The following is a 26400-nucleotide window of genomic DNA, read 5'->3' as shown; positions in this document are numbered from 1 at the left end:
CAGCTGTATAAGCTGGCTTTAAAAATACGTAAAAAACCATGGTCACCATCTGAAGATGGCGTCCATGGCTTTTTAGTTAAGGGCTTTTGATACAGCCCCGTTTTTATAAATAGAATCTGATAAGTTAGAATGCTCCATACCAAGATATTTACATACATACCTCTCATGGTGCCTGTCACAATTAATAAAGGGACTCCAGATTGATAACTGAAGTCCCCCTATTTGTAAAGATTTTATTGTAGCAGCTGAAGAACCTGCTGCGGCTGTTGGTTGGCTTGGGCGAGCATGGACTGGGACGCCTGCGCAAGTGTGCTAGCGCGGGTCTGTTCCATCATTTCTTTCGCCATGTCAACGTCACGGATGCGGGATTCCGCAGATGACAGATTTTCAGATGATGTTTCCAAGTTATTAATGGTATGATCCAAACGGTTTTGGAATGAACCTAAGTTGGAACGCTGCGATGACACTTGTTCGATCGCACTGCTTATTGTTTCAATGGCCTTCGAAGCACTTTCTGATGAGGTTAGATCCAGAGCTGCTTCGACCGTGTTATTGTTCGTACCATTTGTCACATTGTTGGATTCACTGAAACCTTCTTCACCAGCTTCACCAGTTAATCCAAGAGCGTTGGCACGCATGTCATTCACTTCAATTGTCATGGACTGACCATTGTTAGCTCCTACTTGGAAAGTGGCCTGGAATGCTTCCTGTTTACCACCATCGGTAACAGAAATATTATTTCCGTCCACGCCGCCTTCTTTCGCTTCAATAGCTAACTCGCTAGCGCTGCCACCTTCTTTAACATTTACTCCTTCCAGTTCAGAGCCTAATTGAGAAGAAATATTGTCAACAAGGGATTCACTTCGGTTGCTAGCGCCTATAGCATTGGAAATATTCACACCAGTAGCGTCGCCGTTATATTCTCCTTCATTAGCATTGTAAAATTCAACCTGCTGGCCGTTTATTGTCATACCTGTGCCAGCTAAGTCTTTTACAGCAGAATCTGAAGTCACACCGCTGAAGTCAATAGATGTTGAAGCGCTTTGAGCAGCTGTCGTTGAACCTGTTTCATTTTGAGTTACTGTTTGAGCTAGTGAGGTTCCTGTTCCCTGTGTTACAGTTGAATCTGCTATGCTGCCATTACCTGCCTGGCCTTCAAAATCGCCACCTTTGACAGCAGAAACGGTAATATCAGATCCAGAACCACTAACTTCATAGTTACCTTTTAAAACTTCATTTGAATCAATAACTTTTTGAAGAGCATCTCTAGCTCCTGCAGCTGTGTTATCAGTACTAGGGGTACCAGATACATCAACGCTTGCACTATTGGATTGAACATTATAACCCGTACCAGCTTCTACATCTGAATTTGAATCATTGGCTTCAAAATTTACGGTTAAGTCTTGTCCACCCAAATTAATCGATATGGAAGCATTCTCACTTGCCGCGCCGGTAATTGTAGTAGTCTTTGAAGCTTCAGTTGTTTGCTTGGCAGCTCCATTTTGTAAAGTTACATCATCTACCAATCCAGTCTTGTCTAAGTTGGATTGTCCATCGCCTTTCAGCAGACTTTGCGTATTGAATTCTGTAGTGTTTCCAATACGGTTGATTTCTGATGTCAGCTGATTAACTTCTTTCTGAATTTCTCCACGGTCTGTTTCCGTGTTGGTGTCGTTGGATGCCTGCACAGCAAGCTCACGTGTACGCTGCAGGATGCTGTGCGTTTCGCTCAATGCACCTTCTGCTGTTTGAATCATCGAAATAGCATCCTGGGAGTTGCGGCTTGCCTGGTCCAAACCGCGGATCTGCCCGCGCATTTTTTCGGAAATGGCAAGACCGGCTGCGTCATCAGCAGCACTGTTGATACGCTGTCCGGAAGACAGCTTTTCCATGGAATCCTGCATGTCACTGCGGTTTTGGCTCATCTGATTGTAAGTATTCAGCGCCGGAATATTACTGTTAATAATCATAAAATAGTTCCTCCTTGAGTGTGTTTTTACGTTCTGCTGCCACGTCCGTGTGGCGGAAACGTCCGCTTGGGTGCTCGGAAGTCCTGTCGGCCGCCAGGGTCTTCTGCGCCCTTACATCCCTTATATCGGCATCTGTTCTCTGTATTTAAGTATATTTTTCATTTTTTGTGATGTTCTTTTTGAAAAGAAGTTTTCTTTTCTGTCTGTACGTCTTTACTATAATATTGCAAAATTGTTAGAAAACGATGGATTTTTCTGTAAGGGTGTGGTTATATAGGAGATACAGATTCGCACCATGATTTTGCACCCATTTTGAGGATAGGGGTTGTGCATGATGACACGTATGCTTGAGTTCAGGAATACGTATAGTGTAACGAGGAATACAGTAGGGCTGGTTGCGATGCGGGATGGGGACGTGAGGACAAGAATCTATGAGACGGGCGGTTCTGTATTCAGTGCGCAGCCGGTGACGTCCATTATAGAGGAAGCGTGCCTGGAGGGGGGATCATCACTGGCAGGACGGCTGACATATGTGAAGAATAAACTCGGATTTAAGTACCGGAGGCCGGTTCCGGTCAATGAGAAGTCTTCCATTTATGCGTTTCCTCTGCCGGGCGGCCGCGAAGGGGAAAACAGCTGGTTCTTCTATTCCCATGTTCTCCGTGTGGAAATGGACAAGTATGACCAGGGGACATATCTTGTATTCCGGAATGGAGAACGTGTGAAAGTGAACGCCTCCCTGTATCATGCGAAGCAGCAGATTCTGAAAACAGGCCGCTGCCAGACGATGGTGGAGACACGGGAGATGCAGGTTTAACATTTTAGGAAATACGGATCCAGTCTTTTTCTATCGCCCGCTTAATCGTGTGGGTGCGGTCGTTTGCACCCATCTTTCTCGTCAAATGGCTCACGTGGTTATTCACGGTGGCGACAGCGAGAAAGCTTTCTTCGGCGATACGCCGGTTGCTTTTACCTTCGATAATCTTTTCAAAAATGCGAAGTTCCGCATCCGATAAAATGGTGCGGATTTTTTCAATATTCAAATGAAGTTCGCGGATGGTTTCCTCCCGCTCTTCATGAAGCTCCCGGTATTTCTTCACGAGAAACGGTTGGAACCATGGATCGATATAGACAGGGAAATTATATGATTCCAAAAAGTGCCTGAACCACTGGGTTTCCTGCCGGTCGGACGCCAAGACTATCGATATATCATAAGGAAGCAGCTGCTTCACCAACTCTGTTTTTTCCGACGGTAGATTGATCCCGAGACGAAAGTAGGTTTCTGCCGCCTGCAGTTCATGGACCTTTTCATACAATGTCTTTTCATTGCAGGCCGTATGATAGATGGTGTTTCTTTTCAGTCCATCTGACAGCGCACTCATTAAAGATGACGCTTCTGCTTCGATCAATGGCTTGTCCAACTGTGCTGCAGCCTTTTTTACACGGCTGGAGCCATCAAGATCGAGAAAAAGCGTTGGAAGTTTCGCCGCTCCATAATCGTTCTTATGCACGGTTCTGACCATTCCTTCATTCCCCCTGATTATTATCCTGACTGGATGGGAGTGTTCATTTCTGCCTGCATGTCGAAAGATGGCAGTTATATCTCCTTGTAAGTAAATATTACCTTCTACAGGGGTTTGGCGCAAGGAACGACAGTACCTTTCTTCCTTTGTCAGAGCCTTTTTGGAACAAATATATCCTACCTTCGGCCTGCACAGAACAACATTCGATGATTTTCTACTTTTTCAGCTGCTGGGATAGAGCTTCCAGAATTGACAAATTATCGTCGCCGGCGGCTTCGTTGTTTTCTTCCTGAATGGAAAGGTATACTTCGCGGCGGTGAATGTCCACGTGGGATGGAGCGTTAATGCCGAGCTTGACCTGGTCGCCTTCCACAGCGATAACTTTGATCTCAATGTCTTCCCCGATCTGGATGGACTCATTTGGTTTCCGCGTTAATACGAGCATATCAGCGGGCCCCTTTCTCTTCCGCCTGGCTGTCCTGCGGGAAAATGAAATGCTTTCGTTCGTACGGGGATTCGCTCAAGATATGCTGCTTCCCTTTCTGCACCTTCATATTCAACAGAATCGGGGCCTGCAGGTTGGCGGTTGTTTCGGAAAAAGGCTCCTCCAGTGTCAGCATGACAAAGAGAGCTACGTCTTTCTCTTCTTCAATCTCCAGCTGTTCGATAACCGAATCCGGTACTTCCACCTGATAGTCATCAAAAAACTGAAAAGGATCGGTCATCACAAAGGCAAGCTGCGGGGTGTGGATGGACTGCAAAATAAAAAACACCTCATCGCTCGTGAAGGGGAGAAGCACAAAGGCTGTCTCGTCTTCAAATGCGGGGAGGCCCTGTTCAAAACGCAGGATACTGTTTTCTTCAATGCGGATCTCTCCGAAATATTTCGTCTGGATATTCAAGGCTGCCTCTCCTTTTAACAATTATGATTCCAGCGTTTTTCTTTTATGCTGCGGGTGTTACAGAAAATGCCGGAACGCTAAAGCAGATCATGCTGCTCTTTCCGAAACCGGCATATTCATCATTCGTTCAACTTTATGATGTTTTAGCGTAGAAAATCCAGCAGCGTCGGCTGAATAATTCGTGCACTCGCAGAAAGGGCGGCTTTATGCACACTCTCCTGCGTTGTCAAATTCATAATCACTTTTGCCATATCGGCATCTTCATTTTCCGACATAATTTCTTTCGCCGTTACTTCCTGCTGGCCAAGCCTGCTTTCAATCATTTCCACCCGGTTTTGGCGGGCTCCTACCTCGGCCCGTTCATTCACCATGTCATTGATATGGGAGTCAACGTCGTCTAGATATTCACCGATATCTTCCCCGGATTTTGAATCATCACGAAGATCTTCTTCCAAATTACTCAAGGTATTAAATAATCCATTTCCGAATGTATTCTTCGGATTGGAGTTAGCTTTGATCTTCACTCCATCCATCAGTTCCATTTCTACTTCGCCATCACCAAAGTTCGTATTTCCATTATCATCAACAGGAGCTGTCTGGGTGTTGGTACCGTTAAAGATGTACTTCCCGTTCATTTTTGTATTAGCCATATCGCCGATGTGATTACGTAGTTGAGCTACCTCTTCCGCAATATTCTCGCGCTGTCCCTCTTCGTATGTGTCGTTAGCCGCCTGTGTAGTTAATTCACGGACACGCTGCAGAGCTTCTGTCGACTTATCCAAAGCGGAATCCGTTGAATTCATCCAGTTTTTCATTTCCCCGACGTTACGCTGAAACTGCTGGATCTGATTCGTTTCTCCGCGGTACCGGATACCGCTCATTGCAATAACCGGATCCTGAGAGGCTTTCGTTATTTTCTTGCCTGTCGAAAGCTGCTCCTGCAGGATACCCAGCCGTTCATTACTCTGCTGCAGATTTTGAAGCGAATTCTGTGTCAGCATAGATTGTGTTACCCGCATGGCGTTCACCTTCCTTTACCACGGTATTAGATTCCAACGCGTCCCATGTTATTGATAATCCGGTCGAGCATTTCATCGACGGCCGTTATATTCCGTGCCGCGGCGTTGTAGGCCTGCTGAAACTGGATCATATTTGTCATTTCTTCGTCGAGCGACACACTGCTCACTTCCATACGGCGGCTGTCGACATTGTCGCGGAGCGTGGCGCTGTTATCCATCATCTGTTTCGCTTCAGAGGTCTCCACTCCGTATTCTCCGATCAGCGACTGATATTCTTCGTCAAAGTGGTCCGATTTGATATTCGAAAGCTCGGTCGCATTCGAACCATCGCCGGCGTTACCATCTAATGAGGCAGCTATTTTATCAGGATTCTCCTTAATGTCCTCAGCCACAGATATGGTAGCTGCCTCAGGTGTTCCTGAAACGGTAAAGAAATTTCCTCCATCATCTCCATTTAAGTCTGTTCCCTTTTCATGCTGAGTGTTAAAGTTTGAAGCAAAGTTATAAGCTAATTCATTTAACTTACTCATCAAATCCGGGTACGTGCCGCTCAGGTCTTCTCCTGCAGCGTTTTTACCATCATGCATCTCAAGCATCCCGGCAAGCGAGCCGGGGGATTTTTTGATATCAATATCGGCTGTTGAGCCGGACCCGGATTCCCAACTCAACTGCACATTCCCCATTCTGCCGTTGTCTTCACCGCTGGTATTTGTTTCTGTGTTATCACTTCCACTTTCAATGTCTATCGTGCGGTGATCCAGATTGTTTCCATCAATCAATTTAATATCATTACCGTCACCATCCGTCATCCGCTCTCCCTCACCATTAAGAAGGTAAACATTGACTTTACCTTCCGCAGCGGAATTGGCAAGGCCTTCAGGCTCGAGGTTCTCGACTTCAATATTCATCCGCTTGGACAAATCATCAAGCAGTCGGTCGCGCTCATCGTACAGATCGTTTGGAATCTGCCCGTTCGGTTCGACACTGCCGATTTGTTTGTTTACGCTGTTGATATTGCTGAGAATGGAATTAATTTCTTTTTCGTTTGTACCGATTTGATTGGCCAGATCCGCTTTATTGGATGAGAGCTTGTCTGACATGTAATTAAACGAATCCGCCAGCGCAATGCCCCGTTCTTTCACGACGGCACGGGCCCCGGAGTCTTCGGGGTTGGCTGATAAATCCTGAAGCGCGTCGTAAAACTGGTTCATTTTACTGGACAGCCCCTGGTCCGACGGCTCATTCAGCAGCCCTTCCATCCGCTCAAGAGAAGAGTGACGTGCTTCCCAGTACCCGGACTGGGCGTTTTCGCCGCGGAACTGCTGATCGAGATATCCTTCGCGGATACGCTGCACAAAGTCCGCCTGCACCCCGGTTCCGATCTGACCCGGGATTTCCGGCGCGTTCCTTGCGGCGGCGGGATACGGTTCCGTCTGTCCGAAGTTGACGCGCTGGCGGCTGTACCCTTCTGTATTGGCATTGGAAATATTGTGGCCGGTCGTATGCAGGGCTGCCTGCTGGGTTCTCATTCCGCGGAGTGCTGTCTCTAATCCATGAAAAGTCGACGTCATGCTCTCTCCTCCTGTTTTGGGTTAATGTTAGGCTTTGGAATCAAAAATGGAAAAACCGTCTCTCGTTTTCCGTTTCTGTTCATCCGGGTGGCTGTAGTGCACCGCTTCCGGATCCGGCTGGATCATATCAAGGGTCATCTGCACGAACTGGCGTGAATCCTCCACCATCTGCCGGTTCAGGGCTTCTTTGCTGCGCAGGGCTGCCATTTCCTGCAGAAGACCCTCCTGAAGCTGCAGGATGGCGTCATGGTGGTCTTCCGGCAGATAATGAAGAAGAACACTGACGGTTCCTTCCGTTTCACCGGCTTCCCGGCTTTCCAGATAGGAAGCTACTGCCTCCTGCCGCTCTTTTTCCGTCTGTTCTATCGCGCGGATCTGCCGGCTTTCCTCTTTCAGAAGCTCGGACAGTCCCTTCGTCTGATTCGTCTTAATCAGTTCCGTTTTCCGGGCGGAAATGGTATTCAATTCTTTGTGCTGCTGCACAAGACGGGCCATCGTCTCAAAAATGGCTTTCACGGACATAACCTACCCCGCTTTCTATCCAGAACAGACACCGATTATTTACCGGACCAGAAATCAAGAAATTTCTGTGCGGACTCCTGGGCATCGAACTTGTAATTTCCGGAGCGCACTTCGTTTTTCAGTTCCTCGATCCGATCACTGCGCGCCGTTTCAATATCGCCGCTTTGCTGCATCTGTTTGGCCTGGCTTGATATTTCCAGTTTGTCTTTTTCCTGCTGTTGTGTTTCCGGTCTCACCTGCGGCTTGGCATCGGTATTTTTCTGATAAGGGTTGTTGACCGATCCGAGTGGATTAATATTCAACACGCTCACCTCCCTGTATCGTTTCATCTATAATAAATAAGCGGAATTCTCTCCTGTATCATTTATTATATCGGATACATGGCGCCGGGTTTAACCGGTACAAATGTCTCAATTCATGCGGTTGTCCATGGAATAATAGGTTTGATGGCGTTTTCTTTCTTCTTCCGCTTTTTTTTCGCGTTCTCTTTCCTGTTCCTGTGCCTGCAGACCGCTGTCGATACTTTTTTTGCAGGAGGCGCATAGGCGCCCTTCCCGGATAGGACTTCCGCACGACTCGCACGCATACGCGAGATTCGGGAACCGGCTCAGGTGAAGACGTCCTTCTTTAATAAAACGAGTAATGTCTTCCTCCGGTACTCCGGTGCCTTCCACGACTTCATTCATTTTGGCCTGCCGGTTCTCGCGTTTGCGGATAAACGTATATACTTTCTGAAACATATCTTCGACTTCTTTGTGGCATTTATTACATACCGGGCGCAGGGATTTGACGAACAATTCCCCGCAGCGCGGACAGTTTTCCAGGCTCTGCATGTCACGTCCTCCTTTTCGCTATCCTCTTATTAATGTAATGGAACATACGTCGGCCGCGCCGTTTTCAATAAGAGGTAAGGCTGCTTTTCTAAGTGTCGATCCTGTAGTATAAATATCGTCATATAGGACGAAATGTTTACCTTCAACGTCTTTTTTATCCACCTTAAGTGTAAAAGGACGTGATGCAGAGGACATGCGCTCGGCTCTTGATTTTTTGCTTTGCTTTTCTTCGTGGGTGGTGCGGATCAGAATGTCGGCGGGTGCAGGGGTGCGCCGGAGGGAAAAGCCGGGGGCGGCCGTAAAGGAGGCGAGAATGGCTGCCTGGTTGAAACCGCGCTCCTGCAGGCGCTCCCGGCTGAGAGGAAGCGGAACCGGCACGGCTCCCGCGGCATGGGTAAGATAAAGCTGCCGGATCCGGCTGCGGAACGATTCGGCAAGCACCGCGTCGCCCCTGTATTTCCAAAGCGCTGTCCACTCCTTCATTACGTCATCGTATGGAAACAGGGATACGTTACGGCGCAAGGTTCCCTTCCAGTGCGGGTCAGTTTCCCAGCGCTCACAGTCCACGCACCGGCCGATATGTTCCAGCGGCCGTCCGCACATCTCACATACCGGTTCCTGAATCGGTGTGAAAAGCAATTGGCACGATTGGCACAATCCGGAGTCTTCAGGCCATAGTAATGTTTTCCAGCTTGCGGCAGAAACGTCGGCATTCCCACAGTACAGGCATTCTGTCATATCAATACTCCACCTCTTCTTTATTCATCGTTACAATGTGGCGCCTGGCAGCGGCCATTGCCTCTGTTTTTCCGGCATGAAAAAAGACGACATCCCCATCCGGGTGCCCCTCGCTTCTGCCGGCTCTTCCGGAAATCTGAACGAGGGCACTTTCGGTAAAAATGGCAGCTTCCGCCCCAAGGACGGCAACGTCGACGTTCTCGATTGTCACACCGCGCTCCATAATCGTGGTGGTCACAAGAATAGGGACAGATCCTTCGCGGAAGCGGCGGACGTTGTCATGGCGGTCTTCGTCAGTGCTGTGTACGCCTTCGATGGACGGTTCTATTTCTTTTAATATGGTTGTCACCTGCTCCAGTACGGTAATAGAGGGAACGAATAAAAAGGCAGGTTCGCGGTCATTCAGCCGCTTGCAGCACCATTTCTCCACGACTGCAGGAAGGCGGCCTTTCTGAAGCTGCCGTTTCCACGCGGCAGCCCACTGAAAACGGGGAACCGGCAGAGGCCAGCCCGTGATAACGGCGGGGAATGCGTACGCATGGGAGCTGTTTCTTTGTGACCTGACGTTTAAGAGAAGACGGCGGAGTTGCTGTCAGCCGGATCAAAGCGGCATCCGGACGCGCCGCCTTGGTGACGGCGTATACGAGCGATTCATCCGCCGAGTAGGGAAAAGCGTCTACCTCGTCAATGATAACCGTGTCAAACGCATCCGTGAATCTCATCGCCTGATGCGTGGTGGACAGGATGAGTTGAGCGGGTTTCTGCTTATCTTCGCTACTGCCGTACAGGGCGGCAGCAGCGACATTGGGGAACGCAGCCTGAAGCCTTGGGGCAAGCTCAAGAACGACATCGGTGCGTGGGGCTGCGATAAGGATTCTGCTGCCGAGATCAAGCGCCCGTGCGATGCCTTCAAAAAGCACCTCCGTTTTGCCTGCGCCGCATACTGCCCAGACGAGCAATTCAGATTTATTTTCCACGGCCTGCACGACTGCTCTGGAGGCTCTCTGCTGGCCGGGGGAAAGTGTTCCCTGCCACTGAAGTACCGGTTCTTCCGCTTTGGAATAGACAGGTGTCGCTGTCCAGGAATAAAGAATCGAGCAGGCACAGATTCTTCCCATCTGCACGCAGTGGCGGCAGTACGCGCAATCTCTGCCGCAGCGGGCGCACGACACTACACCGAACCGGTTCCGGCGGCTGTTTCCGCAGCGCCGGCAGCGGTATCCCGTCTTCCGGGGCAGGAGGCCGGGACGCGCTTGTATCCAGCCTGTAATGAGTAGTTCGTTCAGGGTACGTGAGTCGATATCCATTTCTTCCTGAAGCAGTTCTTTTCCACTTCCCTGTTCGTGTACATAGTGAAATGGTGCCGGGAGAGCTGTATCGGGCGGAGAGGAGGGGGACAGAAGAGGAAGACGGCTGATCACGTCCGGTCCGGCAGTAATCTTCATCGATTCGTCCACCAAGGATTCGGGCAGACAGACGGGTGCCGGACGGCCGGGAACAACCGCATGTACAACGTTCATCGGCATCTTCCTTTATGATTGGGATAAAAGACGGGATCCGGCAGGCAGTCTGCACCAGCCGATGCCGAGGCCGCCTTCTCCCAGATGGGTACCAATGACGGGACCGAACCAGCCGGTATCCACCTCGACATTTGGATAAGTATCAGCCAGCTGCCGGCGCAAGGTTTCCGCTTTTTCCGGACGGTTGGCATGAATGACCGTCGCACGAACCGGTTCTCCGAGCCTGGCATCTTCATCAAACAGCTGCAGGACACGGTTCCACGCTTTTTTCTCGGTCCGTACTTTTTCAAAAGGAACGATCAGCCGGTTGTCAAAATGGAGGATAGGCTTAATCTGAAGCAGACTGCCGACGAGAGCCTGTGCTCCGTTCAGGCGTCCTCCGCGGTGGAGGTGGTTCAGATCATCCACGATGAAATACGCGCGTGTCCGCTGTTTCATTTCATCGAGCCGTTCCAGAATGGTTTCCGGATGTTCCCCGCTGCAGGCCATCGCCGACGCTTCCAGCGCAAAGTAGCCCTGCGGCATGCAGCTGATTTCGGAATCAAACACATACACGTCCAGCCCTTCGACTTCCCCGCCAGCCGCGGCCGCGGTCTGATACGTACCGCTGATGCCGCTGGAAAGCGTGATGACGATAACCGCGTCGTATTGTCCGGCCAGTTTTTCAAACGTTTCGATGAACAGTCCGGGCGGGGGCTGTGAAGTCGTCGGCATGCTGGAAGCCGTTCTCAGTTTCTCATAAAAAGCGTCCGTGGAAATCTCTGCTTCTTCCTGAAAAGCCTGTCCATCGAAAATGACGTGGAGCGGAAGTACCGTTATGCCGGCTTTCTCTGCTTCTTCTTTCGGCAGGTATGCCGTGCTGTCTGTCACAATAGCCGTGGAAGTCATAGCCCAATCCTTTCTTTCTCTTGTCGAAAGCGGTGTTACCTTACTTTCACCCAGCCTTTTTTAATCGACTCCACAACAGCCTGGGTGCGGTCGTTGACGTTCATTTTCTGAAGAATGTTGCTGACGTGGTTTTTGACGGTTTTTTCGCTGATATAGAGGGTTTCCCCGATCATGCGGTTGCTGTAACCGTCCGTCATCAACTGTAGGACTTCACACTCACGGCGCGTAAGAATGTGGAGCGGCTTGCGGTATTCGACTTCTTTATAGCCGATTTCCGCCGCAGGGGCTTCCACATCAACATCGCCGTAGGCAAGGCGCCGGTATTCCTTAATCAGGTTATGGGTGACTTTCGGATGGATATAAGCACCGCCGCGACCGACCACTTTCACTGCTTCAATCAGGGCGTCGGCGTCCATTTCCTTCAGCAGGTACCCTGCCGCCCCTGTTTTCAGGACGTGGGTAACATAGGATTCATCATCATGAATGGAAAGAATCAGGACTTTCACATCCGGGTACTTTTCAATCAGATCACGTGTGGCTTCCACGCCGTTTGTCCCCGGCATATTCACATCCATAAGAACGACGTCTGGATCATTCTCTTCAACGATAGAAATAACTTCGTCACCGTCATCGCCTTCTGCGATCACTTCGAAGTTCTTTTCCATATCAAGAATCCGTTTCACCCCTTCTCTGAATAGCTGGTGGTCATCTATAAGTACTAATCGAATTGTCTGTTCTTCGTGTTCCTGCATGGATTGTTTCATCCTTTCCTGTTTTCGTCTCTTCTGTTTTTATTTCTGTTCCTTTTATGCGGAATCACTGCCCTGTCCGGTCGAACCGTCTAACGTCACATGGAGCATGATGACGGTTCCTTTACCGGGAGCGGAGTCAATCGTCAATTCCCCGCCAAGGGCGTTAATACGCTCCCTCATTCCCATCAATCCGAACGAGTTATCTTTCGCAGCGGATGGATCAAAGCCTTTCCCATCATCCTTTATGACGATAGAAACGGTTGAACGTTTCATCTCGATTTTTACCTGGACGTCGGACGGAGCTGCATGCTTGTAAGCGTTCTGAACAGCCTCCTGCACGATTCGGAACAACCCGACTTCCAGATTGGGGGAAAGCCGCACGTCATCCTTCCCGAGAGAAGTGAACCGCACATTCATGTTCGTACTTTCTTCCAGGTTACTTAAATACTTATTTAATGTGGGAACCAGGCCGAGATCATCGAGCGCCATCGGCCGCAGATCGTAAATGATCCGCCGGACTTCACCAAGGCTGGACTTGATCATCGTCCGCAGATCCTGAATTTCTTCCATTGCCTTGTCCACACCCTGCTCGCTTTTCACCCGTTCAACAAGTTCAGAACGCAGGAGGACATTGGCAATCATCTGGGCCGGCCCGTCATGAATTTCACGGGCTACACGTTTTCTTTCTTCTTCCTGTGCTTCTATAATCTTTAAGCCGAATTGCTGTTTTTCTTTAGCATCTTCGATCATTTCCCCTGCTTCTTTGAGGTCACCGGCCAGAAAATTGTACACAACCGTCACCTGGCTGACAAGCGTTTCCGCCCGCTCCAGCGTCCCTTCGAGCTGGACGAGACGGCGCTCGATCGTATCACGGCGTTCGCGCAGCTGCTTTTCTTCCTGCTCGAGCACCGCAAGATTCACCTGCAGTTCATTGGCGCGCTCATAGGCTTTTTTTACATCTTCATTCGTGTAATCTTGAAAATGGCGGCTGACTTCGGCGAGACGGTTCCTTGCAAAACGGGCCTGCATTTCTGTTCTCTCCGTCTTATCTATCACCGATGCCACGTTTTCACGTACTTCATTCAATTCTTTTTGAAGGGATTCATATTCTTTTCTCGACTTTTCGCTGATTTCAAAAATCTGTTCCTTGCTGTCACCAACGGTGCTGAGCATTTGGCCGATAATTTCATCCAGTGAAAGCTTTGTTGACAATAGTGTCACCACACTTCTACTGTTTAACAGAACGTCACCGTCCGTTATGATTATTTTAGCACACTCAGAAGGACCTATAACCTTTTTTCAGGAAAAAATCAAACGTCAGCATATTTTACGTTAATATGAGAAAGTTCTTTCTCTCTCTACAGGATATCATGTCTGAGGCTTTCATAGTTTTACAATATGATTATAGTATAATTACACCAAAAGGAGGAATCTTCAATCATGCTGGATACCTATTATACCGTAAAACAACGTGGAACAAATGAAATAACCATTAATAAGTCCCGTTTCATTGCCCACATCGCTCGTGTTACAACCGAAGAAGAGGCGCAGGGATTCATTGATGAAGTAAAAAAAGAACATGCCGGCGCCACCCATAACTGTTCGGCTTACCTTGCGGGAGAGAACGATGACATACAGAAAGCGCACGATGACGGTGAACCGTCCCGCACCGCCGGCGTTCCTATGCTGGAAGTATTGAAAAAAAGAGGGCTGAAAGATACCTGCGTCGTTGTGACAAGGTATTTCGGCGGAGTTAAACTTGGCGCAGGCGGGCTGATCAGAGCTTACGGACAGGCAGTAAGTGCCGGTCTTGAAGCTGTCGGTATTGTGAAACGAACGAGGATGAAAGTGATGGGGACTTCTGTGGACTATACTCTGCTCGGCAGACTCGAAAACGACATCCGTCAGTCCTCCTATCTATTAAGGGATATTTCTTATGAAGACATTGTCACCTTTTACGTGTATGTCCCTGCCGGGGAGGAAGAATCATTCACTTCATGGATAACAAACATAACAAATGGACAAGCCGGGATATATGAAATTGAGGAAACACACCTTGAAGAAGATGCAGCCGTATAAATGAATGCTTTTTTTCGACATAAACCGTCATTATTTCCCCGGAAATAATTTTTTATTCACAGCTTGTAACCTCACCGATGTTTCTGCCGTCTTATGACTAAAAGGCATACAATGCCCTTTTCTTTGGAAAAATATTATATTTACGAACGACGCGCAGTTATGTAAAATGATGGAGTCTGGACATCCGGGAATTTACGTGAGTGAAGGAGAATACTATGGCAGATAAAGACCAAAATACAAGAGTAGGGCGCCGTAAACGGAAGAAACGCCCTGTCTTAAAGACGTTTATGATTCTTGGGCTGATCTCCTTTGTGCTTGTCGGCGCAATGGTCGGCTATTTTGCCTGGAAGTTTACAACGGTGGCGGCCGATACCCAGGATGAATTGGAACGCGGAGGCAAATCAGAGAAACGCGAAGTTGCAGTGGATCCGAACCAGGACAATGTTTCCGTATTGTTTATGGGCGTTGATGACCGCGACGGTGAGCTCCAGGGACGCACCGACGCTATGATTCTTGCCACGTTCAACCGCGAACAAGGATCGGTGAAAATGACCAGTATCCCGCGTGATTCTCTCGTGGATATCCCGGGCCACGGCGAAGACAAAATTACGCACGCCAATGCATACGGCGGCACGGATCTTGCGGTTAAAACCGTGGAAAACATGTTGAATCTGCCGGTCGATTATTACGTGAAGCTGAACTTCCAGGCGTTCATTGAAATCATCAACGCGCTGAACGGTGTGAAAGTCGACGTGCCGTTTGCTTTCACGGAACAGGACAGCGAAGGCAATGATGGCGCTATTTCCCTTGATGAAGGTACGCAGATGCTGAACGGCGAAGAAGCTCTCGCCTTTGCCCGTATGAGGAAACAGGATCCGCGCGGCGACATCGGGCGGGGAGATCGTCAGGAACAGATTATTTCCGCCTTGATCAAACGGAGTGCTTCCATCGGTTCCATCCACAACTACGATGATGTGATGGAGAGCGTGAAGGATCACATGAAGATGAACTTTACCGTCAGCGATCTCGTTTCTTTCCATAAATACGCCGGTTCCGTCAATGACATTGAACGACTGCAGCTTAAAGGCTCTGACGTGAGATACGACGGCGTCTATTATTACCAGCTCCTTCCGGACGTCACGGAGCAGGTATCACAGGAACTGCGAAACCACCTTGAACTGGATGAACAATCGTCCGGAGAAAGTGAGCAGAATCAAAATGCCTCCTCCTCCGAGGCGCAGACCGAAGCTGAATCCCCGTAATTGGGGGTTCAGCTTTTTTTGTTTCGGGGCGGCGGCAGCATGTGGTGTGTCGTGCTGCATTTCTCTATCGATTCTCCGGATTTGTCTATCGATTCTGCTGTTTCCCGATCGATTCTCGGGGATTTTTGTATTTTCTCTATCGATTCCCGGCATTTCTGTATTGATTCTCTGGATTTCTGTATCGATTCTGCTCAAACACGGCTCAGATCATACATCCGCCCTTTGTTTTTGCGGTTATGCGGCACATTCAGGGATCGAAGCAGCCGTAGTGTCAACTGAATAAAGGAAAGATCGAGGAAATCGCGGCACTGTTCGGTGGTCAGGAAGGGGCTGATCAGTGCTCTGTAGTCCCGCAGTGCTTGCAGCGAAGCATCTTTCCCGCGGCAGCCACAGGAACGGCAGCACCAGAAACCGTTTTTCATTTTCCGCATCCATCCGTTCGGGCATTCGAGGCACTGCACTCCTTTTTGAATATCATCCGGAGTCAGCTCAAATTCCTGCAGAATGTCGACCATTTTCGGCCGGCACAGCTGAATCAACTTATCCGCTGTCGTCTGTATGCCGGCAAACGGCAGCGTCGGCTTTTCCTGTTCCTTTTTGTAGGTTGTGATTTCAAATGGAAGCTGGGCGGCGTGTATGACATTGGTGGATGAAGCTTGAATAATCGTCGAGGGAAAACTGATAACGACAAGAGGATAAATGGGTGGAAGCACGAGGGAGTGGTCGCTCAGCCACTCTTCCAGTTGCAGCTTGTGCCGGCGTACCTGGAGACGCGGGTCTAAAAACCCCTCCTCCTCTCCATGCAGCCGCCGGGTCATTTGATAACGATAGTCGTCAAAATGAAGCGTGCCAGCTATATTTTTCACTTCAATAATCAGGGAAAAATAAGGGGTAAGAAGAAGGGTGTCCATCTGGAAATGAGACGTGCGCCCAAGGAGGCGGAGGTCATGAAGAATGAGGTGCGGAGCTTCGATAAAAGACAGGTGGTAATCAATCGCTTTTTCCCCGCGGTATCCTGCGCGGCAGCGGAGTGCTCTCTGCTTGATCTGCTCTTTTCCCGGTTGCAGATCCGGCAGACGGCGCTGCAGTATATCAAGCTTCTCCAGCATCTCCGGTTTGGTGCGGTGTTTTTTAATCATGGCATCGTCTCCTTATGTACGTCCTTTCTATAATTCGACGGATTTTCTTCTTCCCCTTCTTTTTTCTTCGATCAATTCCATTTTTTCGCTGGCGATTCTCCGGGATTTTCGAATTTTCCCTATCGATTCGTGGGATTTCCGCTTCAATACCCGGCACCATCACATCGATGCCCACAAAAAAAGCCCCCTGCCGGATGCAGGGAGCAGATAATTAAGGCCGTTTCGGCAGATTGAATTTGTTCATGAGACGCATGACCGGCCGGTACTGGGTGTTGACGAGTCCGACGAACTCGGCCATCAGCTCGATTGCAATAAGAAGAAGCATCATGATCACAAGCGACACCCACAGCGTCGAGATGGTGAACATCACGGCGGACATGCCGAAAAACAAACTCATCGCGTAAATAATCATGACGGTCTGCCTGTGGGTGTAACCGAGCCGCAGCAGGCAGTGATGAAGGTGCGACTTATCCGGTGCCGACAGCGGCTGTTTGTTGACCACCCGGCGTATAATCGCAAAAAAGGTATCCGAGATCGGTACCGCAAGTATAATGACCGGCACAACGAGTGAGAATATGGTTACATTTTTAAAGCCTAACAGCGATATGACACCGATCATGAACCCGAGGAAAAGAGCTCCGCTGTCCCCCATGAAAATCTTGGCGGGATTAAAGTTGTGCACAAGAAATCCAAGTGTTCCGCCGAGCAGCGCAATCCCGAGAGCCACGATGAAGATGTCTCCCTGTATAATGGAGAGCACCGAAACGGTCGCCAGAACGATGGAAGAGACACCGGCAGCCAGCCCGTCGAGCCCGTCTATTAAATTTATCGCGTTCGTAATACCGATAATCCAGAGCAGTGTAAGCGGAATGCTGAACCAGCCCAGGTACAGCCGGCCGTCAAACGGAAGGTTGATAAAATCAATCTGAACTCCTCCCAGAATAACAATGACCGCTGCGGCAATCTGACCAAGCAGCTTCCATTTCGCGGACAACTCTGTAAGGTCATCGAGAAATCCTGTGATGAAAATGATGGTTCCCGCCGTCAGAATATACGGCATATATGCGTTCTCCGGCTGCAGAATGAGCAGTCCGGCAAGAAAGGCTGCATAAATCGACAGCCCGCCCAGACGAGCCATCGCTCCCTTGTGAACTTTGCGGTGATTCGGCTGATCCGTGGCTCCGATTTTAAAAGCCAGTTTCCTGACCACCGGAGTCAAAATGAGCGAAAGCAGAAAACAAGTGGTCAGCGCCAGTCCAGTTATCATTTTGAACCTCCTCCATTACCGTTACCTATTCTGCGATGTTTTATGTATGATGCATATGGCAGGGCGGAAATTAAAGATTCCCACCTTATTTTTTAATTCAAAAAACGCATTCCACCGAATTATATCATATTTTGCATAAAACAGTACCATTTCTTTTTAAAATTCTTTATTTTGTTCTCCAATATGTTAGACGTGGTTCCTGCGCTTCAGGTTGCATTATATTTTTAGTTCGGAAGAAATCTTTTTTCTTCCGCTTAATATTGGTATAATTTTCTCCAGCACATGTTTTCATATTTTACGACATTTTTCCTGTGTTATGGATTTTCGTATTTTCATAGATACATGGGAAAAGAAGGAGGCGATGATACAATGAAACGTTATTTTCTCGCAGGAGCGGCAAGCTCTATTCTGGCCGTCGGCGCGATTGTCACTACTCCGGCTCTTGCTGAATCCGAGCCTGTACTCGCAAGTGTAGACTGGGTGGTTTCACAGATTGAGCCGCTGGAAGAACGGATTAACGCCCTGGAAGAACGCATCGGGGAACTGGAAAACGATGTGGAAGAGCTGCAGCAGCAGGAAGAAAACTAGGTATTATCTCTTTTGAATCTGTACATAGAAGGAAGGATCTTTTAGATGTATAAAAAAATAACCGCAGCCCTTCTGTCGGTTCCGATCGCCGCGTTCGCTGCGTCGGCGGCCGACGCGGCGGAACCGCAGAATTTGTACAACGAACCGATGACGATCAAACTCGTCCCCTCTTCCAACTTTGACGTCGAGATTCACGGTTCCTACCAGCTCGTCAATCAGGCTACGGGTGAAACCGTGGAGATGGACAATGATATGCAGTTCCGGCACGGAGAAGACAATGTAACCGTGAAAGTTTCGGATGATGACAGTGTCATGCACACATCGCCGGAAGGTTTTATTCTGCAGGAAGACGGCGTGTCCGACAGTAATTATGTTGAAATCAGTTCCGTCAAACGCGCCGGGGCCTCTTTCCAGACCACGGCGTACCAGGGATCATTTGTTGTCGATCCTGAGGCTGAACGAAGTCCCGAAGACGCAGCGGACAAGGAGCAGAACCGCAGTGACAGTTCAAACCCTGACACGGTGGGGCGTCTCCAGTTGTTCAACGTGCTGGATATGGAAGATTACCTGAAAGGGGTCGTACCCAGTGAGGTGTCCGCATCATGGCCTATGGCAGTGTTGAAAGCACAGGCGGTAGCGGCCCGGAACTACGCGAAAGTGCAGATGAGCAGCAACGAGTTTCTGTACGACACGACCACTCATCAGGTATATAAAGGCCTCTCCGGAGACGCAAGCCGCACCAACCAGGCGATACGCGCAACAGAGGGCGTCTTTCTTGAGCATAACGGCACCCTGATCAATGCGTATTTCCACGCAAGTTCCGGCGGTCATACCGATGACAGTGAAAATGTCTGGGCCAACGAAGTGCCTTACATCCGCGGAGTGGATGACCCGTACGACACCCACAGTTCCAATCCTTATACAGAATGGACAAAGGAAATAAGTCAGAATGCCGTGAGCGAAGCTGTCTTTCCGGAAAGCGGCTGGGTATTGTCGGATCTTGAAATTACCGCTGAAAGTGAAGCCGGCCGCGTGCAGCAGATGCGTGCTGTCGGGGTGAATGAACAAACCGGCGAAACGCAGGAAAAAATGCTGCCGCAAGGTTCGGATTCCGCCGATTCCATCCGCTGGGATCTCGGCGCCACGCTGCGCAGTACGAAGTTTGATTTGTCCAAAGATACAAACAGTGTGACGGTAAAAACGGCAGACGGCTCGGAACAGTCCTATGACTCCGCCGCCGGCATGGATATCCGTCAGTCCGACGGTTCTGATCAGACGGTTGCGTATGACACGGTTGCCGTTCAGACCGGATCCGGAGTCGAATACCTGCAGGCCGCCGCCTCCTCCTATACGTTTACCGGCAGCGGCTACGGCCACGGCCTCGGCATGAGCCAGTGGGGCGCCTACAATATGGCCCAGCAGGGAATGAGCTACCGCGACATTCTCACCCACTATTACACCGATGTTAATATTGTACAAAGGTAAAACAGGACAAGCCCCGGTGCTTTTGGGAAAGCACCGGGACTTTTTTGCTCCAGGTTCGTTGTCTGATGAGGATTTTATCTACAGGTTTGTGCTGTTTCTCTATCGATTCTACTGATTTATCTATTGATTCTCGATTTTATCTATTAATTCTCACGCTAATCAAGATGTTCTTCACTCCATTCTCTCATTTTCCCTATCGATTCCCGTATTTTCCGCGTCGATTCTTTCGTTTAATGCATCACACCAGGGAGAGTGCATCCCCTCCCTGCTTTCGCTATCAATTCTGCTGATTTATCTATTGATTCTCGATTTTATCTATTAATTCTCACGCTAATCAAGATGTTCTTCACTCCATTCTCTCATTTTCCCTATCGATTCCCGTATTTTCCGCGTCGATTCTTTCGTTTAATGCATCACACCAGGGAGAGTGCATCCCCTCCCTGCTTTCGCTATCAATTCTGCCGATTTCTCTATCGATTCTCGATTTTATCTATTAATTCTCACGCTAATCAAGATGTTCATCATTCCATTCTCCCATTTTCCCTATCGATTCTCTGGTTTTCTGCATCGATTCTACAAAAAATCCCGGCGGGCACACACGGCCGCCGGGATTTTCTACTATCTACTGTTCTATGAAATAATCATTCATCGTGCGTGACATAAAGAGGGCAAACTGGGCGCGGGTGGTCGTTTCGTTCGGACGGAACGCATCTCCGGCTTCAGAGGTAATTTCCTGGTCGGCGATGATGTTAATTTCTTCATAGTTCGGATAATCTTCGCCGATATCGGTGAACGAATGCTGCCCCCCGGCATCCGGCAGATCATATGCTTCTACAAGCAGCGCCGCCATCTGGGAGCGTTTCAAGCCTTCCCCTGCCATCATCTCCCCGCCGCTTCCGGTCATGATGCCGTGGTATTCCAGTGCCGCGAGCGCATCGTAGGCATGGTGATCCGGACTCACATCTTCAGCCTTTATCTCATAATCGTCCGGTGCTTCGAGATTCAGCTCGGCTGTCAGCATTTTCGCGGTCTGAGCGCGGGTGATCGTCTCCCCGGGTTCAAAATTTCCGCTCGGATAGCCGCTGATGACGCCCTGATCAGATAAGTACTGAATTTCTTCAAAGGCGAAGTAATCAGAGCTGACATCCGGATAAATCGGTTCTTCCGGAATGGTTGGTTCCCCGGCGCCAAGACTTTGAATGTCGCTTTCAAGTTCTGCCATGCGCTGCTCTGTCTCCGCGATACTGTCTTCTGTTTCAGCCATTCGCTCTTCTGTCCATTCCACGCTCGCGGCATTTTCGGCTTGATCGGCCTGGGCCCCGTTTCCGGAACATCCCGCCAGAACCACCGCGCCGAGCAAGCTTCCGCCGAGCAAAGCGTACTTCCATTGCATTCCCATTTAGATATCCTCTCCTTCCAGTCGCTTATTTTCTTCCAATTCCGTGATAAATGATGCCTTCCGCTTTCAAAATGGCCGGATCGAGCGCATTTCGTCCGTCAATCACGACCGGCCGTTTCAACTGCTCCTTGAACTGGGCAGCGGTCAGTGCTTTGCATTCCGCCCATTCGGTCACAAGAAACGCGGCATCTGCATCTTTCAAGGCATCGAGCGCCGTGTCCGCATAGTGCACATCCGCCGTAATCATCTGTTTCGCATTGTCGGCGGCAACCGGATCAAAAGCCTGAATCCGAGCCCCTTTTGCATCCAGATCCTCAATGATCTTCAGCGCCGGCGCCTCCCTGATGTCATCAGTGTTCGGTTTAAAGGCGAGTCCCAGTACCGCGATGGTCAACCCTTCAATATCCCCATCGAAAATCCGCGTAAGATGTTCGATCATGCGGCGGTTCTGCTGTTCATTCACATCATTCACCGCCTGCAGCAGAGACGGGTGATAATCTTTTTCCTCCGCCAGGTATTTCAACGCCTTAACATCTTTTGGAAAACAGGAACCCCCGTAGCCGATGCCTGCTTTCAGGAATTTGGGCCCGATTCGGTGATCGAGTCCCATCCCCCGTGCCACAGCGTTCACATCCGCATCATAGATGTCACAGATGTTTGCCATTTCATTGATAAAAGAAATTTTGGTAGCCAAAAACGCATTGGAAGCGTACTTGATCATTTCCGAACTGCGCGGATCGGTTACGACAATCTGGCCGGTGAGCGGCTGATGAAGTTCTTCGAGCATGTCGGATGCCCGGGTGGAGGACGCGCCAATCACCACGCGGTCCGGATGAAATGTATCTTTCACGGCGGAACCTTCTCTCAAAAACTCCGGTACCGAGCAGACATCAATATCAGCCCCGGGCTGCTGCTTCTCAATAATCTGCTGCACCGCTTCAGATGTTCCGACCGGCACCGTTGATTTATTGACGATTACTTTATACGTATCGTCTACCGCTCCCCCGATTTCTTCGGCTACTTTATAGACAAATGACATGTCAGCAGCACCGGTTTCTGTTTCCGGCGTACCGACGGCAATCAGGATGATATCGGACTCACGGACGGCTTTCCCGATGTCGGTCGTAAAGGAAAGTCTGTCTTCGTTTTTGTTTTTGCGGACCAGTTCTTCCAGACCCGGCTCATAAATCGGTATTTGGCTCTCATTCAACCGGTCCACTTTTTCCTGGACATTATCGACACAAATCACCTGATTGCCAAGTTCCGCAAAACAGGTCCCTGAAACGAGTCCGACATATCCTGTTCCAATAACGGCTACATTCATTTTGTTTTCACAACCTTCTTTTTTGCGTAATCCAGCAGGTCATCAATTTCCCGGAACCGCAGCAGTTTCATGAACACAAACAACAGCACGGCTGCAGCTGCTCCTCCGAAAAATAAAGATATGTATGGATTCATGCCCCCTGAGAGCTGCTTCACTCCATACAGCCCTCCCGCCATCAATACGAGGAGTGCAGCGGGCTTTGCGATCGTTGTTTTCAAAGAATCCTGAGACACCTGATGTAATTTTAACACAGATCGGGTGCCGAACAGGAGAAGACAAAAGTTGCATATCGATGCGATGGATGTTCCCCAGGCTACACCCGCGGCACCAAGAGGATCCAAAAGCAGCAGAGCAATACCTGTGTTGATGCCAAGAACCGACAGGAGACTGACCACAACCGGATAAATGGAACGTTCATACGCGTAGAAAAACCGTGTCACATACACGTTCGCCGCGTGGAAGAACATTCCGACGACAAGAATCTGGAGCAGCGGCACTGTCATAGCTGTCGATTGATCGGTAAAACTGCCGTACTGAAACACAACACGGATGATATCTTCCGCGAAAAAGACGACAAATACCGCAACCGGAAGAATCGAGAGCGCCATCCAGCGCAGACCTCTGCCGTGAAGGGTGCTGATGCCCTCCTGTTCCCCGGCGGCAACCTTTCTTGACAGCATCGGATAAATAACCGTCGTCACCGCCATCATAAGAACGCTCTGCGGAAGCTGCACGATTTTTGCCATATAGTTCAGTGCGGAAATGCTGCCTTCTTCAAGAAACGAAGCAAATACCCGGTGCATCAGAAAGTAAAGCTGCAGCGTCGCCCCGCCCAGCAGGATGGGAACCGCCAGCTTAAACGTGCGCCACACTTCCGGACTCCGTTTGAAACGGAACCCAAAGTGAAAGAACCGCTCCCGCCGGATAAGATAAACAAGAAAAGCGCACATAAGCACTGCACTGATGACTGCTCCCCAGGCGTGGGCAAAGGCGCCGAACCAGGGAAAAAAGGCGACAGCAATGGCAAGAAACGATCCGTTCAACAGCAGCGTGGCGGCCGCCGACCAGGTAAACCGGTCATTGACATTCAACAGACCGGTCAGCCACATCGAGATCATTAAAAAGAAGGTAGCCGGTGCCATAATCCGGAACAGATCCGTCGTCAGCTGAAACTGGTCCGCGGAAAGACCGGAGAACAGAAGGCCGATAACCTGATCGGAAAAGACGACCAGACCGGCGCTGAACAGCACGAGTCCCAGACCGAGCCACGCAAACACTTTCTCCAGATAGTCCCGTCTGCCAAGCGGTCCTTCGATTTTTGTATACACAGAGATAAAAGCGGTCGTCACCGCTCCCCCGACAACGACATAAAAAAAGTTCGGAAGCGTATAGGCGGTGATGACACTGTCGGCCGCTTCATTTGTTCCAAACTGATAACCGATGACAATCTCCCTGAATATCCCTAGAAAGCGGGACAGAAGATTAATAAACGCAACTGCACCGATAACCTGGATGAGCCTTTTGCCTTTCATGAGTTACACTTTCCTTTCACAGCAGACGTCATACCCGGTTGATGAAATTCCGCAGAATGTCCAGGATATTGTCCCGTCCGCTCACAAACGGAGCCGGTTTAAACGTTTCCGCCTCCTGAAGCGCCCCCCCGAGACCGGCAGGGGAATCCAAAGCGATAATGTGGCCGGTCGACTGAAACTGCTCGACAATTTCGGTCTGATGGTCATCGTTGTGCTCCCCGTATGCAGAAAGGCGCGGTACAGCAATCACCGGCTTCTCTTTCTTCACACCGGTAATAATCGAGCCGGTGCCACCGTGGGAGACAATGACACGGGCTTCATCAAACGTTCGTTCCATTTCATCAAACTGCAGAAACGGAGTCAACCGCATGTCACTCGATGAATAGTCGGTATGACCAGACTGAACGACCACCTCTTCGGTGACAGTGCCGTCGTCGATAAGACGCTGCATTTCATCCAGCAGCCGGGAGAAAGGCAGTTCATGGGTTCCCAGTACGATAAAAATCAATAGATTGACCCTCCATGCACCGCTTTCGGGTAATGTTTGAGCATCGTTTCCCACTGCACGATGAACAAATCAGCAATCGGATAGACGAGTCGTCCAGACAACGTCGGCGATGACGTTTTCGCGAAGCTCTCAATAAAGACGACCTTCCGCCGGAAAAGTTTCGCGATCCAGCACATCGGCACCGCGGTATGGACACCGGTCGTCACGACAACATCCGGTCTCTTCTTCAGAAAGATGCCCAGTGATTTGAGGAAGTTGAACGAAAATTTGAACAGATAGCTCACCGGGTAGTTCCGTGCGCCGTAGACGAGGAAGGACATCGGGTGTTCTGATTTCATTCCTTTCGTGACGACCGTTTTTTCGGTGACGAGATAATAATCATATTCCTGAAAAAGCGGCTTCAGCTGCATCAGTTGGGTCAAATGGCCGCCGACAGATGAAATAAACAGTACGGATTTCTTTTTTTTACTCATGATTTTTCGGTCCTTTGCTGTGCCTTCCAGTAAATCTCAAGCACTTGATCGGTGACGGCTTCCGCGTCATTTGCGGCCGCCTTTTCATACCCTTTTTCAATCATTTCCGCGCGTTTGTACCTGTCTTCCAGAACATGAGCCATCTGTTCTGCCAGGGAAACGGGGTGTTTCGGTTCGGTTACCGCCCCGGCTCCGTCGGAAAGAACGCGCCCGAGGCCGCCGGTGTTTGTTCCGACAACCGGCGTCCCGCACGCCATGGCCTCCACTGCGACAAGACCGAATCCTTCCGTATGGGATGGAAGCACAAAAAGGTCGGAAGCTGCCATCCATTCCGCCACTTCCTGCTGGGATCTGGCTCCGTGGAATGTAACAGCTTCCTCCACCTCAAGCTCTGCCAGCCGGTCTTTCAGTTTCTGCAGGTAATCTTCCTGCCTTGCCGGTCCTATGACATGCAGCCGGGCATTGGGCAGCTCGTATTTCACTTTCGGAAAAGCTTCCAGAAGGTCTCCGATCCCTTTTTCTTCAATGACATTACCGACGTACAAAATATGTTTTTCATAAGGAGAGAGTTCCAGCATTTCCTGCACGTCCATCTGCGGCCGTGGGTGAAATACCCGGCGGTCGACTCCCATGCTCAACATCGACACCCTGTCTTCCGGGACATCAAAGTCATCCAGCATCTGCTGCAACAGATCCTCTCCTACCACGATGACATGCGCAGCATCCTGCAGAATGCGCTTCGTCTGTTTTCTAAAAAAACGACCTTTTTGGGCCATTTTATTCAAATCGCCTCCGTGGCAGGTGACGACGTACGGAATGCCGTACCGTTTAGCCATCATCCTCGCCGGCACGCCGGAGGGAAATGCATAATGAGCATGGATCACATCAACATTCCGTCCGGTGGCGCGAAGCCTCCGGAACGTGCTCCACATCCATTTGCTGTATTTTTTGAGGGCACTCTTTTTTCCTGCTTCCGGGTTCGTTACCGCTGCGACATCCACCTGATTTCCCTTATTCATTAAAGCCTCTACCTGGTTTTTGACAAAAATGCCGAATGAAGGCGCAGCGTCGGATGGGTACATGTTACTGATCACAAGAATCCGCAT

General features: G+C 49.7%; 28 protein-coding genes. 5 read left to right on the top strand and 23 right to left on the bottom strand.

Going from position 1 to position 26400, the window contains the following annotated elements; translation table 11 throughout:
• Window positions 1-233: 233 nt before the first annotated feature.
• Complete coding sequence (locus BM124_RS19550; RefSeq protein ID WP_093338894.1) at window positions 234-1970, bottom strand: flagellin N-terminal helical domain-containing protein; 1737 nt, start codon at window positions 1968-1970, stop codon at window positions 234-236.
• Window positions 1971-2301: 331 nt separating this feature from the next.
• Between BM124_RS19550 and BM124_RS15545 the strand changes: the two genes are divergently transcribed.
• Window positions 2302-2787, top strand: coding sequence for a competence protein ComK (locus tag BM124_RS15545; protein ID WP_093338891.1), 486 nt, complete (start codon window positions 2302-2304; stop codon window positions 2785-2787).
• 4 nt (window positions 2788-2791) lie between these two features.
• Here the strand turns inward: BM124_RS15545 and BM124_RS15540 are convergent, their stop codons facing one another.
• From BM124_RS15540 to BM124_RS15480, 14 genes are all read right to left on the bottom strand, one after another.
• Window positions 2792-3493 (bottom strand): response regulator transcription factor, encoded by a 702-nt coding sequence (locus BM124_RS15540; RefSeq protein ID WP_093338890.1) that lies wholly within the window; start codon window positions 3491-3493, stop codon window positions 2792-2794.
• Window positions 3494-3707: 214 nt separating this feature from the next.
• A complete protein-coding gene (csrA, locus tag BM124_RS15535; protein WP_093338888.1) occupies window positions 3708-3938 on the bottom strand; it encodes a carbon storage regulator CsrA in 231 nt (76 codons plus the stop codon).
• 1 nt (window position 3939) lies between these two features.
• Window positions 3940-4395: a flagellar assembly protein FliW gene (gene fliW, locus BM124_RS15530; RefSeq protein ID WP_093338887.1), complete on the bottom strand. Its 456-nt coding sequence runs from the start codon at window positions 4393-4395 to the stop codon at window positions 3940-3942.
• Between the two features lie 143 nt (window positions 4396-4538).
• Complete coding sequence (flgL, locus tag BM124_RS15525; RefSeq protein WP_093338886.1) at window positions 4539-5414, bottom strand: flagellar hook-associated protein FlgL; 876 nt, start codon at window positions 5412-5414, stop codon at window positions 4539-4541.
• Between the two features lie 26 nt (window positions 5415-5440).
• Complete coding sequence (gene flgK, locus BM124_RS15520; protein ID WP_093338884.1) at window positions 5441-6985, bottom strand: flagellar hook-associated protein FlgK; 1545 nt, start codon at window positions 6983-6985, stop codon at window positions 5441-5443.
• 27 nt (window positions 6986-7012) lie between these two features.
• Window positions 7013-7501 carry a flagellar protein FlgN gene (locus BM124_RS15515; RefSeq protein ID WP_212634972.1) on the bottom strand — a complete coding sequence of 163 codons (489 nt, stop codon included), beginning with the start codon at window positions 7499-7501 and terminating at the stop codon, window positions 7013-7015.
• A 41-nt stretch (window positions 7502-7542) separates the two neighbouring features.
• Entirely contained in the window at window positions 7543-7836 is a 294-nt protein-coding gene (gene flgM, locus BM124_RS15510; protein WP_093338881.1) for a flagellar biosynthesis anti-sigma factor FlgM, read from the bottom strand.
• Window positions 7837-7917: 81 nt separating this feature from the next.
• Complete coding sequence (locus tag BM124_RS15505; RefSeq protein ID WP_093338879.1) at window positions 7918-8340, bottom strand: TIGR03826 family flagellar region protein; 423 nt, start codon at window positions 8338-8340, stop codon at window positions 7918-7920.
• Between the two features lie 18 nt (window positions 8341-8358).
• Window positions 8359-9078 carry a ComFC family protein gene (locus tag BM124_RS15500; RefSeq protein WP_093338878.1) on the bottom strand — a complete coding sequence of 240 codons (720 nt, stop codon included), beginning with the start codon at window positions 9076-9078 and terminating at the stop codon, window positions 8359-8361.
• Window position 9079: 1 nt separating this feature from the next.
• Window positions 9080-9508: a helicase-related protein gene (locus tag BM124_RS19325; RefSeq protein WP_244504365.1), complete on the bottom strand. Its 429-nt coding sequence runs from the start codon at window positions 9506-9508 to the stop codon at window positions 9080-9082.
• Window positions 9477-10598, bottom strand: coding sequence for a DEAD/DEAH box helicase family protein (locus BM124_RS15495; RefSeq protein ID WP_244504364.1), 1122 nt, complete (start codon window positions 10596-10598; stop codon window positions 9477-9479). The genes BM124_RS19325 and BM124_RS15495 overlap by 32 nt, the downstream gene beginning before the upstream one ends.
• 12 nt (window positions 10599-10610) lie before the next feature.
• The gene (locus BM124_RS15490) at window positions 10611-11486 is read right to left on the bottom strand and encodes a DegV family protein (protein ID WP_093338876.1); all 876 of its coding nucleotides are present in this window, start codon (window positions 11484-11486) and stop codon (window positions 10611-10613) included.
• 35 nt (window positions 11487-11521) lie between these two features.
• Window positions 11522-12238: a response regulator gene (locus BM124_RS15485; protein WP_093338875.1), complete on the bottom strand. Its 717-nt coding sequence runs from the start codon at window positions 12236-12238 to the stop codon at window positions 11522-11524.
• Between the two features lie 54 nt (window positions 12239-12292).
• Window positions 12293-13450, bottom strand: coding sequence for a sensor histidine kinase (locus tag BM124_RS15480; RefSeq protein WP_093338874.1), 1158 nt, complete (start codon window positions 13448-13450; stop codon window positions 12293-12295).
• A gap of 228 nt (window positions 13451-13678) precedes the next feature.
• Between BM124_RS15480 and BM124_RS15475 the strand changes: the two genes are divergently transcribed.
• A complete protein-coding gene (locus BM124_RS15475) occupies window positions 13679-14317 on the top strand; it encodes a YigZ family protein (RefSeq protein ID WP_093338872.1) in 639 nt (212 codons plus the stop codon).
• Window positions 14318-14532: 215 nt separating this feature from the next.
• Window positions 14533-15579: an LCP family protein gene (locus BM124_RS15470; RefSeq protein ID WP_093338871.1), complete on the top strand. Its 1047-nt coding sequence runs from the start codon at window positions 14533-14535 to the stop codon at window positions 15577-15579.
• A gap of 191 nt (window positions 15580-15770) precedes the next feature.
• On the opposite strand, the gene BM124_RS15465 is transcribed toward BM124_RS15470, so the two are convergent.
• Together BM124_RS15465 and BM124_RS15455 are read right to left on the bottom strand one after the other, a co-directional pair.
• Window positions 15771-16718, bottom strand: coding sequence for a nuclease-related domain-containing protein (locus tag BM124_RS15465; protein WP_093338869.1), 948 nt, complete (start codon window positions 16716-16718; stop codon window positions 15771-15773).
• Window positions 16719-16929: 211 nt separating this feature from the next.
• Window positions 16930-17985 carry a glycosyltransferase family 4 protein gene (locus BM124_RS15455; RefSeq protein ID WP_093338866.1) on the bottom strand — a complete coding sequence of 352 codons (1056 nt, stop codon included), beginning with the start codon at window positions 17983-17985 and terminating at the stop codon, window positions 16930-16932.
• A gap of 342 nt (window positions 17986-18327) precedes the next feature.
• Here BM124_RS15455 and BM124_RS15450 point away from each other — a divergent pair, with 342 nt between their 5' ends.
• Together BM124_RS15450 and BM124_RS15445 are read left to right on the top strand one after the other, a co-directional pair.
• Entirely contained in the window at window positions 18328-18573 is a 246-nt protein-coding gene (locus BM124_RS15450) for a hypothetical protein (protein ID WP_244504363.1), read from the top strand.
• 45 nt (window positions 18574-18618) lie between these two features.
• Entirely contained in the window at window positions 18619-20058 is a 1440-nt protein-coding gene (locus BM124_RS15445) for a SpoIID/LytB domain-containing protein (RefSeq protein WP_093338863.1), read from the top strand.
• Between the two features lie 622 nt (window positions 20059-20680).
• Here BM124_RS15445 and BM124_RS15440 read toward each other — a convergent pair.
• The 6 genes from BM124_RS15440 to BM124_RS15415 are packed head-to-tail and all read right to left on the bottom strand — an operon-like array spanning window position 20681 to window position 26400.
• Window positions 20681-21457 (bottom strand): S-layer homology domain-containing protein, encoded by a 777-nt coding sequence (locus BM124_RS15440; protein ID WP_093338861.1) that lies wholly within the window; start codon window positions 21455-21457, stop codon window positions 20681-20683.
• Between the two features lie 25 nt (window positions 21458-21482).
• A complete protein-coding gene (locus BM124_RS15435) occupies window positions 21483-22781 on the bottom strand; it encodes a UDP-glucose dehydrogenase family protein (protein WP_093338860.1) in 1299 nt (432 codons plus the stop codon).
• Window positions 22778-24313 (bottom strand): murein biosynthesis integral membrane protein MurJ, encoded by a 1536-nt coding sequence (murJ, locus tag BM124_RS15430; protein ID WP_093338858.1) that lies wholly within the window; start codon window positions 24311-24313, stop codon window positions 22778-22780. Before murJ ends, BM124_RS15435 begins: the two co-directional genes overlap by 4 nt.
• A gap of 28 nt (window positions 24314-24341) precedes the next feature.
• Entirely contained in the window at window positions 24342-24821 is a 480-nt protein-coding gene (gene pssE, locus BM124_RS15425; protein WP_093338857.1) for a PssE/Cps14G family polysaccharide biosynthesis glycosyltransferase, read from the bottom strand.
• Entirely contained in the window at window positions 24818-25294 is a 477-nt protein-coding gene (pssD, locus tag BM124_RS15420; protein WP_093338855.1) for a PssD/Cps14F family polysaccharide biosynthesis glycosyltransferase, read from the bottom strand. Before pssD ends, pssE begins: the two co-directional genes overlap by 4 nt.
• Complete coding sequence (locus tag BM124_RS15415; RefSeq protein ID WP_093338854.1) at window positions 25291-26400, bottom strand: glycosyltransferase; 1110 nt, start codon at window positions 26398-26400, stop codon at window positions 25291-25293. Before BM124_RS15415 ends, pssD begins: the two co-directional genes overlap by 4 nt.

Source organism: Salibacterium halotolerans, assembly GCF_900115625.1.
Taxonomy (GTDB): Bacteria; Bacillota; Bacilli; order Bacillales; family Marinococcaceae; genus Salibacterium; species Salibacterium halotolerans.
The sequence above is the reverse complement of the archived record's forward strand: the minus strand, read 5'-3'. Positions and strand labels throughout refer to the sequence as shown.